Genomic DNA, 16020 nt, shown 5'->3' with positions numbered 1-16020 from the left:
GCAATATGGCGCCGCATTTCCAGAGGTGATGCTTCCATGTCTACACAGAACGTCCGGCCGAATGTCGCGCCGAGCGCCACGCCCGTCGTGACCGAATTGCGAGTCGTGCCCGTCGCGGGCCGCGACAGCATGCTGATGAATCTCTCCGGCGCGCACGGCCCGTTCTTCACGCGCAACGTCGTGCTGCTGCGCGACAGCGCAGGAAACACGGGCGTAGGCGAAGTGCCGGGCGGCGAGTCGATCCGCAAGACGCTCGACGATGCGCGCGCGCTCGTGGTCGGCCAGTCGATCGGCAATCTCCAGGCAGTGCTCAACACCATGCGCAAGGAGTTCGCCGACCGCGACGCAGGCGGCCGCGGCCTGCAGACTTTCGACCTGCGCACGACGATCCACGCCGTGACCGCGCTCGAAGCGGCGCTGCTCGACCTGCTTGGGCAGCATCTGGGCGTGCCGGTCGCCGCGCTGCTGGGCGAAGGGCAGCAGCGCAGCGAAGTGGAGATGCTCGGTTACCTGTTCTTTATCGGCGATCGCAACAAGACCGATCTGCCCTATGCCAGCGGCGCCGATGGCCGCGACGACTGGGAGCGCCTGCGCACCGAAGCGGCGATGACGCCCGAGGCCATCGTGCGTCTAGCGCAAGCCGCGCAACAGCGCTACGGCTTCAACGACTTCAAGCTCAAGGGCGGGGTGTTGGCGGGCGACGCGGAAATGGAGGCGGTCACGGCGCTGGCCGAGCATTTTCCGCAGGCGCGCGTGACGCTAGACCCGAACGGCGCGTGGTCGCTTGCCGAAGCGATTCGCCTGTGCCGCGACAAGCACGACGTGCTCGCCTACGCGGAAGACCCGTGCGGCGCAGAAAACGGCTATTCGGGCCGCGAGGTAATGGCCGAGTTCCGCCGCGCGACCGGCCTGCCCACGGCCACCAACATGATCGCCACCGACTGGCGCCAGATGGGCCACGCGATTCAACTGCAATCGGTGGACATTCCGCTGGCGGACCCGCACTTCTGGACCATGCAGGGTTCGGTGCGCGTTGCGCAGATGTGCAACGACTGGGGCCTCACGTGGGGCTCGCACTCGAACAATCACTTCGACATTTCGCTCGCGATGTTCACGCACGTGGCCGCCGCCGCGCCCGGCAAGATTACGGCGATCGACACGCACTGGATCTGGCAGGACGGTCAGCGCCTCACGCGCGAGCCGCTGCGGATCGTAGGCGGCAAGGTGCAGGTGCCGCAGAAGCCCGGCCTGGGTATCGAGATCGACATGGACGCGCTGGAGCAGGCGCACGCGCTCTATCAGCAGCACGGTCTGGGCGCCCGCGACGACGCCATCGCCATGCAATACCTGATTCCCAACTGGACCTTCGACAACAAGCGTCCGTGTCTCGTGCGCTGAGCGCGCAATACCGCCGCGCGGCTTTAATGCCCGGCCGAGTCGCCGAACAGATCGAAGTTGGCGTGGTCGGCGGCTTGCGCCGCAGCGCCGTCTTGCGCGACGGTGCGCTTGCGCCGCGTACCTTGCCGCGAACTTTTTTGCCGGCGCGGCTTGCCGAACAGATCCTCGGGCGTGAAGCCGAATTCGGCGATGGCGGCGCGCGCAGCCGCCAGTGCTTCTTGAGCCGCCTCCGCGCGCATCGCCTCGATGCGCGCGTCCAGTGCGCGTTTTTCCGCGAGCAATTCGAGGTAGGTAGCCATCTGCAGTCTTTTGGAATGGAGTGAAAGGAGCGGTAGATTTTACGTCATGCGCCGCGCGCCGTGCGAGGCATGGAGCTTGCTGCACGCATCGCCTTTCGTGCTCACTCCATCGGGCTTTCCGCATGATTGCATCGCGTTTGCTGTCCCGGCGCCGGCTCATCGCCGCTGCATTGTGTCCGCTCTTCATGACAACCGGTTGCGCATGGTTCGGCCCGCATCTGCTGCGCACCGACCAGGTCGATTACGAACGCGCGCTCGGCGACGCGAAAAAGCGCGAGATGCTCGCAACCGTCGTTGGCCTGCGCTTCGGCGATTCGCCCTCGTTCGTGGCGGTGAGCCAGATCATCGCCTCGTACACGTTCGAAGCGAACGCGGGCGTGCTCGCCGAAGGCGGGTCGAGCGCGGCGGGCACGAGTTTCGGCCAGGCGAGCGCGGGCGCCTCGTATTCGAATCACCCGACCTTCACGTTCGTGCCCACCACGGGCGAGGCGCTGGCCACCGGCTATATCCGCCCGCTGCCGGCTGAGTTGCTGTTGCCGCTCGCCGATAGCGGCGTGCCCATCGACCTGCTGCTGCGCCTATCGGTGCAATCGATTGGCGGGCTGCAGAATGCCGCGCCGCTCGGCGGTCCCGATAGCGATGGGAACCCCGGTTTCTTCGCGCTGCTGCGCGCGCTGCGCCGTTTGCAACTCGCGGGGCAGCTCACCGTGAACTACAAGCCGGCCGCGCACGACCAAGTGGCGCGCGTGACGATGACGCTCGGCAGCGACAATGCGCCGCCCGGCACGGCCAAAGACCTCGCCGAAGTGCGCCGGCTGCTGCGGCTCTCGCCAGCCGTGCGCGAATATGCGGTGGGGTATGGTCCCGCGTCGGGCAACGGCCGCGCCATCAACATCGTGACGAGATCGGTGATGGGCATCCTGACGAACCTCGGCGCGCAGATCGCGGTGCCCGAAGACGACGTCAAGCGCGGCGCTACCGTGCCGACCGTGCATCTCGTCGGCGGCGAGACGCGGCCCACCATCGTCGTGCACGTGGGCAAGAAGCCGCCGCACGATGCCTACGCAACGGTCGTCTATCACGACACCACCTACTGGATCGACAACGACGACTTCGATTCGAAATACGCGTTGACGGTATTGCAGAACGTCATCGCGCTCGCGCAGGCCAATCAGGATCAGAAGGCGCCGATACTCACGGTGCCGGCAGGCTAGGGCGCGTTGCCGATATCGACACGCGCGGGCGGGTATTCACAGATACGCGGCAAGCAGCGCCGTCACTAGCGCGGCAGCCGCCATCAGCAGCGCCGCGAGCCAGAGCGAGGCGCGCCGTGGCGCGCGCACCGTCGCGGGCAGGCGCTTCGCGCCCGTCACCATCGGGCCGAGCAGATTGTGACGCTTGACGAGCGCATAGACCGCGATCGCGCACACGTGCAGCACGACCGCCGCGGCCAGCAAGTCCCATCCATAGGCGTGGATCGCCGCGATTGCATTGGCGACGGAGGCGGGGACGAGTTCGGAGAGCGGGCCTTCGTCGGCGATATCGTTGTAGTCGTACAGGCCGGAGAGCGTCTCTACGAGCAGCAGCGCGAGCAGGAGCAGCACCATCCAGCCGCCTGCCGCGTTGTGGCCGACCTGCACGTCGGGCTCGCGGCGCGCGAGATGGCGCAGATGCCGCCACGCGGCCGCCGGCGTCGCGACAAAGCGGGCAAAGCGCGCGGTCTCGCTGCCGAAGCAGCCCCACAGCAAACGGAACAGCACGAGCGCGAGCAGCGTCTCGCCCGCCCGCACGTGCAGTTGCATCCAGTTCATGCGCTGCGAAACATAAGCGATGGCCACGAGCAGCACGGTCAGCCAGTGAAAGAGCCGCACGGGCAGATCCCAAACGTAAACGCGGCGAACGCGGCGCGCGGGCGAAGCGCCGGGATCGAGCGAGGTGTGCGGCCCTGCATCCATGGCATTTCCTCTATGTGGCGGCTCGCGTGCGAGAGCACTTTCGGCCATACTTGCGCCAGCTTTACCCGACCCTCGAATTGCGAAGCCGATGAACAAGAACCGACTCGAAGCGTTCAGCGATGGCGTGCTCGCCATCATCATCACCATCATGGTGCTGGAACTCAAGGTGCCGCACGGCGAAGACCTCGCGGCGCTCGTGCCGCTGTGGCCGACCGTGCTCAGCTATATCTTGAGCTTCATGTATGTCGGCATCTATTGGAACAACCACCATCATATGCTGCACGCCTCGAGCAGCGTGAACGGCACGGTGCTGTGGACGAATCTGCATCTGCTGTTCTGGCTTTCACTGCTGCCGTTCACCACCGGGTGGATGGGCGAAAACCATTTCGGGCGCTGGCCGACCATGCTCTATGGCTTGAACCTGCTGCTGTGCGCGATCGCCTACGTGATTCTCCAGGGCGCCCTGGTGCGCCATCACGGCGCGCAAAGCGCGCTCGCGAAGGCATTGCGGCGCGACCTGAAGGGCAAGGCGTCGGTGGCGGGATATGTGCTGGGGATGATAGTCGCGGCGCTGGGGTGGCCGCATATCGGCACGCTGTTTTTCGCGGCGGTGGCGTTGTTGTGGTTCGTGCCGGACCGCCGCATGGAGCGGCTCGTGATGGTCGCGCACGAGCAGCCGAAAGAATAAAAATGGAATAAAAAACGGAATAAAAACGGGCCCGGTTCGGAAGACCGGGCCCGTTCTGTCCGCGTTACAGGTCAACTACAGGTCAACTACAGGTCAACTACAGGTCAACTGCAGGTCAACTGCACGCAGGCCAATCAGCTGGCCATATGCTTGCGCTGCGCGAGTTCCTTCGCCTTGGCGATGTCCGCCTGAATCACGGGCAGGCCTTCGGTCGCAACCTTCTTCAGACCCGCATCGCGGCCCTCGGCAATTTCCGCCTGGAAGGCCGACAGCGCTTTTTGCTGGCCGCCCAGCGCGACTTGCTCGATATACGCCTTGTCGAAGTCGGCGCCGCGCAGATTCTTGATGCTGTCGAGCACGGCGGTATCCGGGTCGTTGCGCGGCACGTCCACGCCGCGCGGGCTTGCGGCGCGCATCTCGTTGGAGAGCTTCGTGTAGTCGGCGACGATCTTCTCGGCGAATGCCTTCACTTCACGGTCGCTCGAACGCGAATCGGCAATGCGCGCGGCGTCGCGTTGCGTAGCAACGGTTTGCGTGCCGTCCGCGATGAACGCCTTGTCGGAGCCATGGAGCTTTGCTCCGGCGGCCGCCGCATTGGTCGTAGCGGTTGTGGAGGTCGTGCCGGTAGAGCTGGCCGCGGCGGCGGTGGCCGCGTTGGTGCCAGCGTTGGCAGCGGTAGTGCCGGCGGGCGCCGTGGTCTGGGCGTTGGCGCCCAGCGAAAGGACAAGCAGGCCGGCAGCGGATGCAGTGGCGAGCGAAGCAAGCGAGAGGCGAGACATACGAACTCCTTTCGTGAATTATCGGTTTCGCAAACGAGGCCCGGCGCAATGCGATGTGCATGTACTGCGCGTGGCAAGGTTCGCGACCGCTGCACGAGTGTGTTGCGCAACGGTCTGATGAATTCTAGAAAGGCTCGACGCGTACAGGTGAAACGAGGTGAAACGGTGGCGTCGCTTCTGTAACGGTTGGTAAAGCCGTTGGATGCGGACGTTGGATGCGGTCGTGGGAGCAAGGCAGCGAAATCGTGAGATTGGCCGATCGCGGCCCGAGCTTGACGATGTTCGTATAAGGCGTGAGCGCGCGCGCCTCCTTTCCAACGGCGGCAAGCCGGCTCGCCAGTACCCATCCCCGCGTCGTCCGCGAAGCTTGCCTTGCGGGGGGCTGCCGCATTCGGGTATTCCCGTCCCACCCCGTTCGGGTAGGTCAGCCAATTTCCCCCGCTGCCACACTCCGCTCCGTCCATTGAAGTGCGCAAGACGGATTTCACATGCGCCGCGTCGGGGCGACGAGGCGAACATAAAAGAGGAGACGTGCATGCGATTGATCAGACAGGGCATCTGTGGCGCGGCGATGGCGGTGGCCGCCGGTAGCGCCGCGGCGCAATCCAGCGTGACGCTATATGGCGTGGTTGACGTTTTCATGCAGTATCTGGACAACGGCGGCAACCATTCCTATTCGCAGCGCAGCGGCGGCAATAGCGGTTCGATGTTCGGCTTGAAGGGCGCCGAGGATCTCGGCAACGGCGTCAAGGCGGCATTCGACATCGAAGGCGGATTCAACAGCAATAACGGCGCACTTTTCGCCGATACCACCGCGCTTTTCTACCGGCAGGCGTGGGTCGGGCTGGCGAGCGACAAGTATGGCTCCCTCACGTTCGGCCGCCAGTATCAGCCGACGTTCTGGATCATCTATCCGACTGATCCGTTCCGCGCCGACGAAGTCTTGTCGCCGCTGTCTGCGGCTGTGTTCACCGTCGACCGCAACACGCTGGCCACCCAGGCCGTCTCGGGCCGCACCAGCAACTCGGTGCTCTACAAGTCGCCCAATGTCGGCGGCTTCAATCTCTATGCGATGTACGGTTTTTCCGCCACCGTCACCCAGCCGGTGCCGCAGACCACGGGCAATATGCTGGACGTGGGCGCGTCGTACTCGGGCTATGGCCTGTACGCGGGTCTGGCCTACCAGTACGCGCATCCGGGCACCGCGAATCTGGGGCTCCCCGCGCCGGTGGGCCTGTTGGGCACCGAGCATTACTCGGCCGCGCTCGGGTATCGCATCGGCATCGTCAACTTGCAGTTCAACTATGCCTATCACCGGCCGCACGATGCGGCGCCGAATTCGCTCGATGCGCGGCTCGGCCTCGGCCATTCGTACAGCATGCTGGAATTCGGTGCAACGATTCAGGCCACCGCGGCCGATGCCATCGAAATCGCCGGCTTCGAGCGCAACGTGCGCGGCGCGCATGACAACACACCAGGTGTTCAGATCGGCTACGACCATAGCCTGTCCAAGCGCACCGCACTTTACGCGCGCGCTGGCTACATGAAGAACAACGGAACGGCGACGATGAGCTGGCCGGGCGTGTCGGTGACCTCGAGCGGTACGACCCAGGTACTCGCGGTCGTGGGCATGACGCACCGCTTCTGATTCAGATGCGCCGCTTGCAGCGCGCGCGGCGCGCAAGGTCGCCGCGCTGTGAATTCACGAGCAATCTTGACGAAGGAATGACCCGTATGAAAATGATTCGAATTGGCCTGGCATGGGGCATGGTCGCGGGCGTGGCCGTCTCGTTCAACGCGTACGCGCAGGACGGCGCTTCGGCGCCGGGCGTCTCGACTTCGGGCGTGGCCACGGCGAGCGCCGCGAGCGCGCCGCCCTCGAAGGCCGCCGACCGGGCGTTGCGCAGGCGCATATTGAATGCGCTCGACAAGACGAAAGGACTGCAGACGAGTGGCATCACCGTTCGCGTCCACGATGGCGCGGTGATCCTGCAGGGCTGGGTGCCGGAGCAGGCGCAAATCGACAAGGCTACGCAGGTCGTTAGCACGGTTCAGGGCGTGACCTCGGTGAAGAATACGCTGACGCTCTCCACGTTCTGACACATCTGTGGTTCGTGGTTCGGTCTCACACAGAAAAGCACCTCGTCGAAGGTGCTTTTCTGCTTTATGGGGCACAGGCCCGATGGCCTGATTCGCCGCCACCCGCGCGCCTCCCCACCCGATTCGCCCTTCCATCCCCCCCGTCCTCCGCATTGAAGCCGCGAACGCGAACCCGTAGTCTTTCCATACCTTGGCCGGATGCGGAAATCAGCTATCCCGGCCCGACAAAAACAAGCCGGCGCGCAACCACGCGCGTGTGGCGCAGGACCAGAATGGAGGAGCAGACATGGATCTCGGAATATCCGGCAAGGCGGCGCTCGTGACCGGCAGCGGCCGAGGCATTGGCGCCGAAGTGGCGCGCATGCTTGCACAAGAAGGCGCACGGGTGGTGATCTCGGACATCGATCTCGCCGCCGCGCAGCAGGTGGCTGGCGAGATCAACGCGTCGGGCGGGCAGGCGATTGCGGTGCGATGCGACGTCTGCGATCGCGACGCGGTGGCGGGCATGGTCGAGCAGGCCGCCTCAGCGTTCGGCGGCGTGGACATCCTCGTGAACAATGCCGGATTCAATAAGGACCGCTATCTGACGAAAATGGACGAGTCCGAATGGGACGCCGTCGTCGACACCATCCTCAAGGGCGCGTTCCACTGTAGCCGTGCGGTGCTGCCCGGCATGATGGCCCGCAAGTGGGGGCGCATCGTCAACATTGCTTCGCGCTCGGTGTTCGGCAATCCTGGTCAGACCAACTACAGCACGGCCAAGCTGGGGCTCGTCGGCTTCACGCGCGCGCTGTCTCTCGAGCAGGCGAAGTTCGGCATCACCGTGAACGCGATTGCGCCGGGCTTCATCGAAACCGAACTCATGCGCGCCAACCCCACCTACGAAACGCTGCGCGACAACGCGCTGGCGAAGAATCCGGTGGGTTTTCTCGGCGTGCCTGAAGACATTGCCTCGTCGGTTGCCTTCATGGCTTCGGAGCGGGCGCGCTATATCACCGGCGTCACGCTTTACGTGACGGGCGGACGTTTTTCTTCGTAACGCCCGCGTGTGCGTTGCGTAACAGAGAGGTCAACAGATGGACTTTGAATTCGACCCGGACCAGGTGGCGCTGCGCGACAGCATCCGCCGCTATATGCGCAAGGAAGTTGCGCCCCGCATCGACGCCTGCGAGAAGGCGCGCCACATCCCGCTGGACGTGCTGGCCGGCATGAGCCAGTTCGGCTATATCGGCGGTCTTCTGCCGGAGGAGTCGGGCGGCATGGGGCTCGACTTCGTCACGTGGGCCATGATGCTGGAGGAAGCCGGTTACTTCTGGGGCTCGTTGCGCACCATCGTCAATATCACCAACGTTTTTCTGCGGCTGGTGAGCCAGTACGGCACGGAGCAGCAGAAGGCGCATTTCCTCGCTCCGGTGCTCGCATCGGAAAAAGGCGCGTGCGTGGCGTTCAGCGAGCCGAATCACGGCTCGAACCCGGCGGGCGTGGAAACGCGAGCCGAGGACAAGGGCGACCATTACCTGCTCAACGGCACCAAGCTCTGGATCACCAATGGCGTTGCCGCCGATTACGTGATCGTGCTGGCACGCACGCATAGCGCGACATGCGATGGCGGTCATTCGCTGTTTCTCATCGACAAGGCGGCCACGTCAATCGAAGCGCGGCTGGTCGACAAAATGGTGCTCAAGGGTTCGGGCACCTCGGAATTGTTCATCGATAATGTACGGATTCCGAAAGAAAATCTTCTCGGCGCCGAAGGCTCCGCGCTCAAGGCCATGGCGATCGGCCTCAACTATGGCCGCATGAATATCGCCATGGGCGCTGTGGGCGCGGCGCAGGCCGCGCTCGACCTCTCCATCGAGTACGCGAAGACGCGCAAGCAGTTTGGCAAGACCATCGGTCAGTTCCAGCTCGTGCAGAAACACATTGTGGACATGATGGTGCGGGTCGAGGCCGCGCGCGCACTCGGCTACAAGGCCGCGGCGTCGCTGCAGAAGGGCTTGCCCTCGCGCATCGAATGCTCGATTGCGAAGCTCTACGCCGCTGAAGCGGCTCATGAAGTGGCGAAGATCGCCATTGCCGTGCATGGCGGGCTGGGCTATTCGACGGAGTATCCGCTGGAGCGCATTTTCCGCGACACGAGCGGCGGCGTGATTCCGGAAGGCACGGCCGAGATCCAGACGCTGATCGTGGGCCGCGAAGTGCTGGGCATGTCCGCGATCGTATAGGGGCGAGCGATGACGAACACACAGGAGATCGCGCCGCAAGCCATCGGGGCGCTGCGCTACTACTGGGAAGACATGACGCCGGGCCTGCAGTTCGAGACCGCGAGCCGGACCGTGACCGAGGCCGACGTGGTGAGCTTCGCGGCCCTGAGCGCCGACTACAACCGCGTGCACGTGGATGCGGATTACGCCGCCGGGACGTCGTGGGGCAAGCGCATCGCCCACGGCATGCTGGTCGCTTCGATCCTGTCGGGGCTCAACACGCGCACGGTGGTCAATCAACTGCTCGAACCGTCGCTGATCGGCATGCTGGAGGTGAACTTCCGCTTTCCGCGTCCCACGCTGATTGGCGACACGATCAAGGGCAGCATCGAAGTCTGCGGACGCCGCGAAACTTCGGACCCGGCGCGCGGCATCGTGGAGTTTCGCCGCGTCGCATTCAACCAGAAAGGCGAGGCCGTGTGCGAGTGCCTCGTAAAGATGATGGTGAGCCGCCGGCCGGCTGCCGCCGAAGCGCATTGAATACGGAACGCATCATGATCAAGACTGAAATCGGTTACACCACGATCGACAAAATCACGGTTCGCGGCAAGGACTTGTCGAAGGAGATTCTCGGCAAGCTGGACTTCGTCGAAACGATGATGTTGACCATCTTGAACCGCGTGCCGGACGAGCGCGAAAAGCGCATGGTCAACCTGATTCTCGTGACGGCCTGCGATCACGGCCTCACGCCGAGCGCGATGAGCGCGCGCCTGACTTACCTTGGCGCGCCCGAGGCGATGCAGGCCGCCGTTGCGGCGGGCCTGCTCGGCGCGGGCAGTGTGTTCCTCGGCACGACGCAGAATTGCGCCGAGATGCTGGTCGAGGCCGCGAAGGATCTGGACGACGACGCCAGCGACGAAGCCATGCTGGCCTGCGCCCGCGCAACGCTGCAACGCACGAAGGAAAAGAAGCAGCCGATCTACGGCGTGGGTCACCCGATCCATGTGAACGGCGATCCGCGCGTGGCGACGCTCGCCGAGGCCTCGCGCGAGAACGGTTGCTTTGGCAAGCATTGGCGGCTGATGCTCGCGATCGAACAGGTATTGCGCGACGAACTTCACAAGCGGCTGCCGATCAATGCGGTGGGCGCGATCGGGGCCATCGTCGGCGACATGGGGCTGGACCCGCTGCTCGCGCGCGGCTTCATGCTCGTGGGGCGCGCGGCCGGGTTGATCGGCCATCTTTATGAAGAGCGCCAGCAGCCCGTGGGTCAAGCGCTGTGGGACCTCGTGCTGAGCCAGGATCCGCGCAACGAACTTCCCGTTCGCAAGCCGAAGCAGGGCGCGTAATGCCGCGTCCGGCGCCACGCTAATCTGGACTCCATATGATCATCAGGGATTGGACATGAACCTCAATTATTCCCCCGAGGACATCGCCTTCCGCGACGAGGTGCGGCGCTTCGTCAGGGCGAATCTTCCGGATGCGATCCGCGACAAGGTGCTCGGGCACCAGCATCTCGAACGCGAAGACTTCGTGCAGTGGCAGCGCATTCTGCACGCGCGCGGCTGGGGCGCGCCGGGCTGGCCGGTCGAATTCGGCGGCACGGGGTGGACCACGCTGCAGCGTCACCTGTTCGAGGTGGAGTGCGCGGTGGCTGGCGCGCCGCGGCAGATGCCGTTCGGCTTGAGCATGATCGGGCCGGTGCTGATGAAATTCGGCAATAGCGCGCAGCACCAGCGTTTTCTCGCGCGCATCGTCGCGTCGGAGGACTGGTGGTGCCAGGGCTACTCGGAGCCCGGCGCGGGTTCCGACCTTGCGTCGCTCAAGACGCGCGCGGTTCGCGAGGGCGACCACTACGTGGTGAACGGCCAGAAGACGTGGACCTCGTATGCGCAGTACGCCAACTGGATTTTCTGCCTCGTGCGCACCGACTCGCAGGCAAAGCCGCAGGCCGGCATCTCGCTGTTGCTGATCGACATGAACACGCCCGGCATCACCGTGCGGCCCATCGAGACGCTAGAAGGCGCGTGCGACGTCAACGAGGTCTGGTTCGACGACGTCAAGGTGCCGGTCGAGAATCTCGTCGGCGAGGAAAACGCGGGCTGGACCTACGCGAAGTATCTGCTGGGTCACGAGCGCACTGGCATCGCGGGCCTTGGCAACTGCCATCGCGAGATGCAGTTGCTCAAGACCTTCGCGACCGGCGCGCGGGCCGGCGGGCAGCCGTTGATCGACGATATGCGCGTGCGCGAGCGCATCGCGCGGCTCGAAATGGAGATCATGGCGCTCGAAATGCTGCTGCTGCGCGTGGCGACCCAGGCGCGCAGTAAGGGCGCGGGCGCGGAGGCGTCGATCCTCAAGATTCGCGGCTCGGAGCTTCAGCAGGAGATCGCGGCGCTGCAACTCGACGTGATGGGGCCCGACGCATGGCCCTACGCGCCGTCCTGGCTCGCGGGCGGCTACGACGGCTGGACGCCGGCGCCGGCTCACGCGGCGGCGGTGACCGGCAATTATCTGGAGTTGCGCAAGCCGACGATTTACGGCGGCACGAACGAAGTGCAACGAGAGATCATCGCGAAAGCGATCCTCGAACAGTGAGGCACGAAAATGGACTTTTCCTATACCGATGAGCAGCGTCAGCTTGCCGACACGCTGCGGCGCTACGCCGAAAACGAGTACACGGTCGAGCATCGCCGCAAGGTGGCGCGCGAGCACGACGGGCTGTGCCGCGCCGCGTGGCGCACCTATGCCGAGTTCGGCCTGCTGGCCCTCACGGTGCCCGAGGCATACGGCGGCTTTTCGGGCAGCGCCGCCGACATCTTCGTTGTGCAGTACGAAGCAGGCCGCGCGCTGCTGCTGGAGCCGCTGATCCCGAGCAGCGTGGTGAGCGCGGGCATGATCGCGGCGCACGGCAGCGAAAGCTTCAAGGCTCGCTGGCTGCCGGCGCTGGCCGACGGCAGCAAGATCGTCACGCCCGCATGGCAGGAGCGCAATGCGCGTTTCGATTTCGACCGGCCGCAAACCATTGCCTCGGCGCTGGGCGACGGCTATCGGATCGATGGCGGCAAGCTGCACGTATGGCACGGTGGCGCGGCCGATGCGTTCATCGTTCCGGCCTGGAATCCGGCCGTCGAAGCGGTGACGCTGTTCATGGTGGACGCGCACGCCCAGGGCGTGAGCGTGCGCGCGTACCCGACCGTCGATGGCCAGCGCGCCGCGGAGGTCACCTTCGAGTCGGTCATCGTGGCGGCGTCGGACGTGCTCGGCGATCCGCGCAAAGGCGCGGTCATACTCGAAGCCGGTCTCGATAGCGGCATCGCGGCGCTGTGCGCGGCCTCGGTGGGCGCCATTGATCAGCTCATCGGCACGACAGCCGAGTACCTGCGCACGCGGCGTCAGTTCGGCCAGCCGCTCGCCGCGTTCCAGGCGCTGCGCCACCGGCTTGCCGACATGCAGGTTCAGAAGGAGCTTGCGCTTTCCATGACGCATCTGGCCGTGGCCGCCATCGATGCGTCGACGCCGGCCGAGCGACGGCGCGCCATCAGCGGCGCCAAGGCAATGGTGGCGAGGGCCGCGCGCTTTATCGGGCAAAATGCGATTCAGTTGCATGGCGGCATTGGCGTGACCGCCGAGCTGGTGGTGGGCGACTACTTCAAGTTCCTCACGGCGGCGGGGCAGATGTTCGGCGACGCCGATCATCACACGGACCGCTTCGCGCGCACGGTGGCGGAGGATTGCGGATCCGCGCCCGCGTTCGCGGGGTGATGCGGTGACTTGGTGACAATGAGGCGGCGGCGCGAACGCATCCGGGTCGCGCCGCATGTGCATGGCGCCTGCTGCCCAGGCGCGGACGCGCCTTCAATCGGCAGGGTGGCCAGCAGGTCCGGCAAACAGGAAATTTCATGAGCGATTCCATTGCATATCGGCGCGGCGCGGCATGGGGCACGGCAGCCATGCTGACGTGCTTCATGCTGATCAACTTTATCGACAAGATTTCCCTTGGGATGGTGGCCGTTCCCGTGATGGCGGAGTTGCATCTCTCGCCTTCCGAGTTCGGCGTGATCGCCGGCAGCTTTTACTGGCTGTTCTCCGTCTCCACGGTGATTGTCGGGTTTCTCGCCAATCGCGTGCCCACTCGCCTGCTACTGCTGGCGATGGGCATCAGTTGGGCGATCCTGCAGTTGCCGATTGCGTTCGCCAGCAGCGCAGCGGCGATTCTCGTCTGCCGCTTGCTGCTGGGCGCCGCCGAAGGGCCGGCGTTTCCCGTGTCGGTTCATTCGCTCTACAAATGGTTTCCCGACTCGAAGCGCAGCTTGCCTGTCGCGGTGGTCGTGCAGGGGGCGGGTGGCGGGCTGTTGCTCGCGGGGCTGCTGATTCCGCTGGTGAACCAGCATTGGGGCTGGCGCGCCAATTTCGTGATTCTCGGCGTGGCCGGCGCGCTCTGGAGCGTGCTGTGGCTGTGCTGTGGCCGAGAGGGGCCGATTGGCGCGGCGTCCCGGCGCGAGGGCAAGGTCGATGCCGCTGATACGGCGGAGCGTCTGCCGTACCGGCGCATGCTGTTCAATCCGTCCGTGCTTGGCGTCTTTCTGTTCAGCTTCGCGGGCTACTGGACGCTTGGCCTCACCATGACCTGGCTGCCCGCGTATCTGGAGAACGGCTTGGGTTTCAGCGCGATCGCGGCCGGCCGGTGGTTTGCGGTCGTGGTGGTGACCGCGATGCCGGTCACCATCGGCTTGAGCCTGCTGTCGCAGCGTCTGCTGCGCGGCGGGGCGTCAAGCCGTCAGGCCCGCGTGGTGCTCGTGAGCTTGGCCATTCTCGGCGCGGCGGCGCTGTTGTGCGTCCTCGCGTTCGTGCCGATGGCGCCCGCGCGCAAGGCGTGGATATTCGCCGTGGCGGGCGCTTTGCCGCCCATCGCCATTGCGCTCGCGCCGGCCATTCTCGCGGAGATGGTGCCCGACCGTCAGCGGGCGAGCATGATCGCCATTCTTACCGCGGTGGGAAATCTGGCCGGTGCGGTGGCTCCGGCCGTGATCGGCCGACTGGTGCAGGCGCGCGGCATTCATGACGCGCATGGCTATGAACTGGGTTTCGTGTGCGGGGCGGCGCTGCTTGTGCTTGCAGCCGTGGTTGCGTTGCTGTGGCTGCACCCGGATCGATCGAAGCAAGCCTTGGTCCGTCTGGAGACAGCGGCAAGCTGAAAGACCAGCGGGCATCGCCGGGCAGCGCGGCGGCAGTCGGGGAAGACCCGCTGCCGCCTTTTGCGTTTACGTGCGCGGCGAGGTCATGGGCTGCGCGCATGCTTCGGGCGTTCCACTCCAGACGGGTGGGGCCGTCGAGCGTGCCGGTCTGGTTTACTGGACCTGTCGGACACGCGGCATTGCCGCAATCGTCATGCGTGTGCGCGTGATCCGCAACAGTCACGAACAAGGAGGAGCAACGATGGGTGTTTTGAGCGGAGTACGGGTTCTGGAATTCGAAGCGATCGGGCCTGGTCCGTTCGCGGGCATGCTGCTCGCGGACATGGGCGCGGACGTGTTGCGCATCGACCGCCCCGAGGCACCGGCCGATCTTGGCCCCAAGGTCAACGGCAAGCACGTGAGCGTGACGGGGCGCGGGCGCCGCTCGATCACACTCGATCTCAAGCAGCCCGAAGCAGTTGAAGCCGCGCTCGAACTGATGGCGCAGGCCGACATTGTGATCGAAGGGTTTCGCCCAGGCACGATGGAGCGTCTCGGCCTTGGCCCGGACACGGCGCTCGCCCGCAATCCCAAGCTGGTCTACGGCCGCATGACCGGCTGGGGGCAAACCGGGCCGCTCGCGGCGCGGGCGGGGCACGACCTCAACTACATCGCGCTGGCCGGCGTGCTCTCCGGCATTGGGCGGGCCGACGCCGCGCCGGTGCCGCCGCTGAACCTCGTGGGCGACTTCGGCGGCGGCGGCATGCTGCTCGCGCTCGGCGTGGTCGCCGCGCTGTTCAATACGCAGCGCGGCGGTGCGGGCCAGGTCGTCGACGCGGCAATGGTGGAAGGCGCGGCGCAGCTAGGCGCGAACGTGTGGGGCCTCATTGCATCGGGCAACTGGCGCGAGTCGCGCGCCAGCAACCTGCTCGACGGCGGCACGCCCTGGTACGACAGCTATCGCACGCGCGACGGCCAGTACATGGCGGTTGGCGCGGTCGAGGCGCGCTTCTACGCGCAGTTGATCGAGAAGCTCGGGCTGGCTGGCGAGGCGCTGCCGCGCCAGCATGACCGCGACGGCTGGCCGGTGCTGCGAAAGCGCTTCGAAGAGGTCTTCCTCACCCGCACGCGCGACGAGTGGTGTGCCGTATTCGACGGCAGCGATGCTTGCGTTGCGCCGGTGCTGGGTTTTTCCGAGGCACCCGCGCATCCGCAGCAGCGTGCGCGCGGCAGCTTCGTCGAAGTGGGGGGGGTGGTTCAGCCCGCGCCCGCGCCGCGTTTTTCGGCCACGCCATCGGCGGTGCGCGGCCCATCGCCCGAACGCGGGCAGGCGGGCCACGCTGCGCTGGTCGACTGGGGGTTCGACGCGGGCGCGATCGGGCGTTTGAGGGCGCTGGGCGTGGGTTACAAGGAGTGAGAC

At 65.5% G+C, this 16020-nt stretch carries 16 protein-coding genes; 13 read left to right on the top strand and 3 right to left on the bottom strand.

Going from position 1 to position 16020, the window contains the following annotated elements; all coding sequences use genetic code 11:
- The first annotated feature begins 36 nt into the window (after nt 1-36).
- Nucleotides 37-1398, top strand: a complete 1362-nt coding sequence (gene gudD, locus NH14_RS05890) for a glucarate dehydratase (protein WP_035529007.1) — start codon at nt 37-39, stop codon at nt 1396-1398.
- Nucleotides 1399-1421: 23 nt separating this feature from the next.
- On the opposite strand, the gene NH14_RS05885 is transcribed toward gudD, so the two are convergent.
- Entirely contained in the window at nt 1422-1697 is a 276-nt protein-coding gene (locus NH14_RS05885) for an H-NS family nucleoid-associated regulatory protein (RefSeq protein WP_052148175.1), read from the bottom strand.
- 140 nt (nt 1698-1837) lie between these two features.
- Between NH14_RS05885 and NH14_RS05880 the strand changes: the two genes are divergently transcribed.
- The gene (locus tag NH14_RS05880; RefSeq protein WP_035529244.1) at nt 1838-2911 is read left to right on the top strand and encodes a hypothetical protein; all 1074 of its coding nucleotides are present in this window, start codon (nt 1838-1840) and stop codon (nt 2909-2911) included.
- Nucleotides 2912-2947: 36 nt separating this feature from the next.
- Here the strand turns inward: NH14_RS05880 and NH14_RS05875 are convergent, their stop codons facing one another.
- Nucleotides 2948-3652 carry a cytochrome b/b6 domain-containing protein gene (locus NH14_RS05875; RefSeq protein ID WP_035529005.1) on the bottom strand — a complete coding sequence of 235 codons (705 nt, stop codon included), beginning with the start codon at nt 3650-3652 and terminating at the stop codon, nt 2948-2950.
- An 88-nt stretch (nt 3653-3740) separates the two neighbouring features.
- On the opposite strand from NH14_RS05875, the gene NH14_RS05870 reads away from it, so the two are divergent.
- Entirely contained in the window at nt 3741-4340 is a 600-nt protein-coding gene (locus tag NH14_RS05870) for a TMEM175 family protein (protein ID WP_035529003.1), read from the top strand.
- A 134-nt stretch (nt 4341-4474) separates the two neighbouring features.
- Here NH14_RS05870 and NH14_RS05865 read toward each other — a convergent pair whose 3' ends face one another.
- Nucleotides 4475-5119 (bottom strand): DUF4142 domain-containing protein, encoded by a 645-nt coding sequence (locus tag NH14_RS05865; RefSeq protein ID WP_035529000.1) that lies wholly within the window; start codon nt 5117-5119, stop codon nt 4475-4477.
- Between the two features lie 535 nt (nt 5120-5654).
- On the opposite strand from NH14_RS05865, the gene NH14_RS05860 reads away from it, so the two are divergent.
- The 10 genes from NH14_RS05860 to NH14_RS05815 all read left to right on the top strand — a co-directional run bounded on the left by NH14_RS05860 (nt 5655) and on the right by NH14_RS05815 (nt 16017).
- The gene (locus NH14_RS05860) at nt 5655-6767 is read left to right on the top strand and encodes a porin (protein WP_035528997.1); all 1113 of its coding nucleotides are present in this window, start codon (nt 5655-5657) and stop codon (nt 6765-6767) included.
- A gap of 86 nt (nt 6768-6853) precedes the next feature.
- Nucleotides 6854-7219 carry a BON domain-containing protein gene (locus NH14_RS05855; RefSeq protein WP_035528994.1) on the top strand — a complete coding sequence of 122 codons (366 nt, stop codon included), beginning with the start codon at nt 6854-6856 and terminating at the stop codon, nt 7217-7219.
- Nucleotides 7220-7505: 286 nt separating this feature from the next.
- Nucleotides 7506-8258, top strand: a complete 753-nt coding sequence (locus NH14_RS05850; protein ID WP_035528992.1) for an SDR family NAD(P)-dependent oxidoreductase — start codon at nt 7506-7508, stop codon at nt 8256-8258.
- A gap of 37 nt (nt 8259-8295) precedes the next feature.
- The gene (locus NH14_RS05845; protein ID WP_035528990.1) at nt 8296-9444 is read left to right on the top strand and encodes an acyl-CoA dehydrogenase family protein; all 1149 of its coding nucleotides are present in this window, start codon (nt 8296-8298) and stop codon (nt 9442-9444) included.
- Between the two features lie 9 nt (nt 9445-9453).
- Nucleotides 9454-9963 carry a MaoC family dehydratase gene (locus tag NH14_RS05840; RefSeq protein ID WP_035528988.1) on the top strand — a complete coding sequence of 170 codons (510 nt, stop codon included), beginning with the start codon at nt 9454-9456 and terminating at the stop codon, nt 9961-9963.
- Between the two features lie 14 nt (nt 9964-9977).
- On the top strand, nt 9978-10772 hold the full coding sequence (locus NH14_RS05835; RefSeq protein WP_035528986.1) for a citryl-CoA lyase: 795 nt from the start codon (nt 9978-9980) through the stop codon (nt 10770-10772).
- A 55-nt stretch (nt 10773-10827) separates the two neighbouring features.
- A complete protein-coding gene (locus NH14_RS05830) occupies nt 10828-12021 on the top strand; it encodes an acyl-CoA dehydrogenase family protein (protein ID WP_035528984.1) in 1194 nt (397 codons plus the stop codon).
- Nucleotides 12022-12030: 9 nt separating this feature from the next.
- Nucleotides 12031-13188 carry an acyl-CoA dehydrogenase family protein gene (locus tag NH14_RS05825; protein WP_052148173.1) on the top strand — a complete coding sequence of 386 codons (1158 nt, stop codon included), beginning with the start codon at nt 12031-12033 and terminating at the stop codon, nt 13186-13188.
- Between the two features lie 137 nt (nt 13189-13325).
- On the top strand, nt 13326-14621 hold the full coding sequence (locus NH14_RS05820; protein ID WP_035528982.1) for an MFS transporter: 1296 nt from the start codon (nt 13326-13328) through the stop codon (nt 14619-14621).
- Between the two features lie 241 nt (nt 14622-14862).
- Complete coding sequence (locus NH14_RS05815; RefSeq protein WP_035528980.1) at nt 14863-16017, top strand: CaiB/BaiF CoA transferase family protein; 1155 nt, start codon at nt 14863-14865, stop codon at nt 16015-16017.
- Nucleotides 16018-16020: the final 3 nt, after the last annotated feature.

It is taken from the genome of Paraburkholderia sacchari (assembly GCF_000785435.2).
In the GTDB taxonomy this organism is placed as follows: Bacteria; Pseudomonadota; Gammaproteobacteria; order Burkholderiales; family Burkholderiaceae; genus Paraburkholderia; species Paraburkholderia sacchari.
The sequence above is the reverse complement of the archived record's forward strand: the minus strand, read 5'-3'. Positions and strand labels throughout refer to the sequence as shown.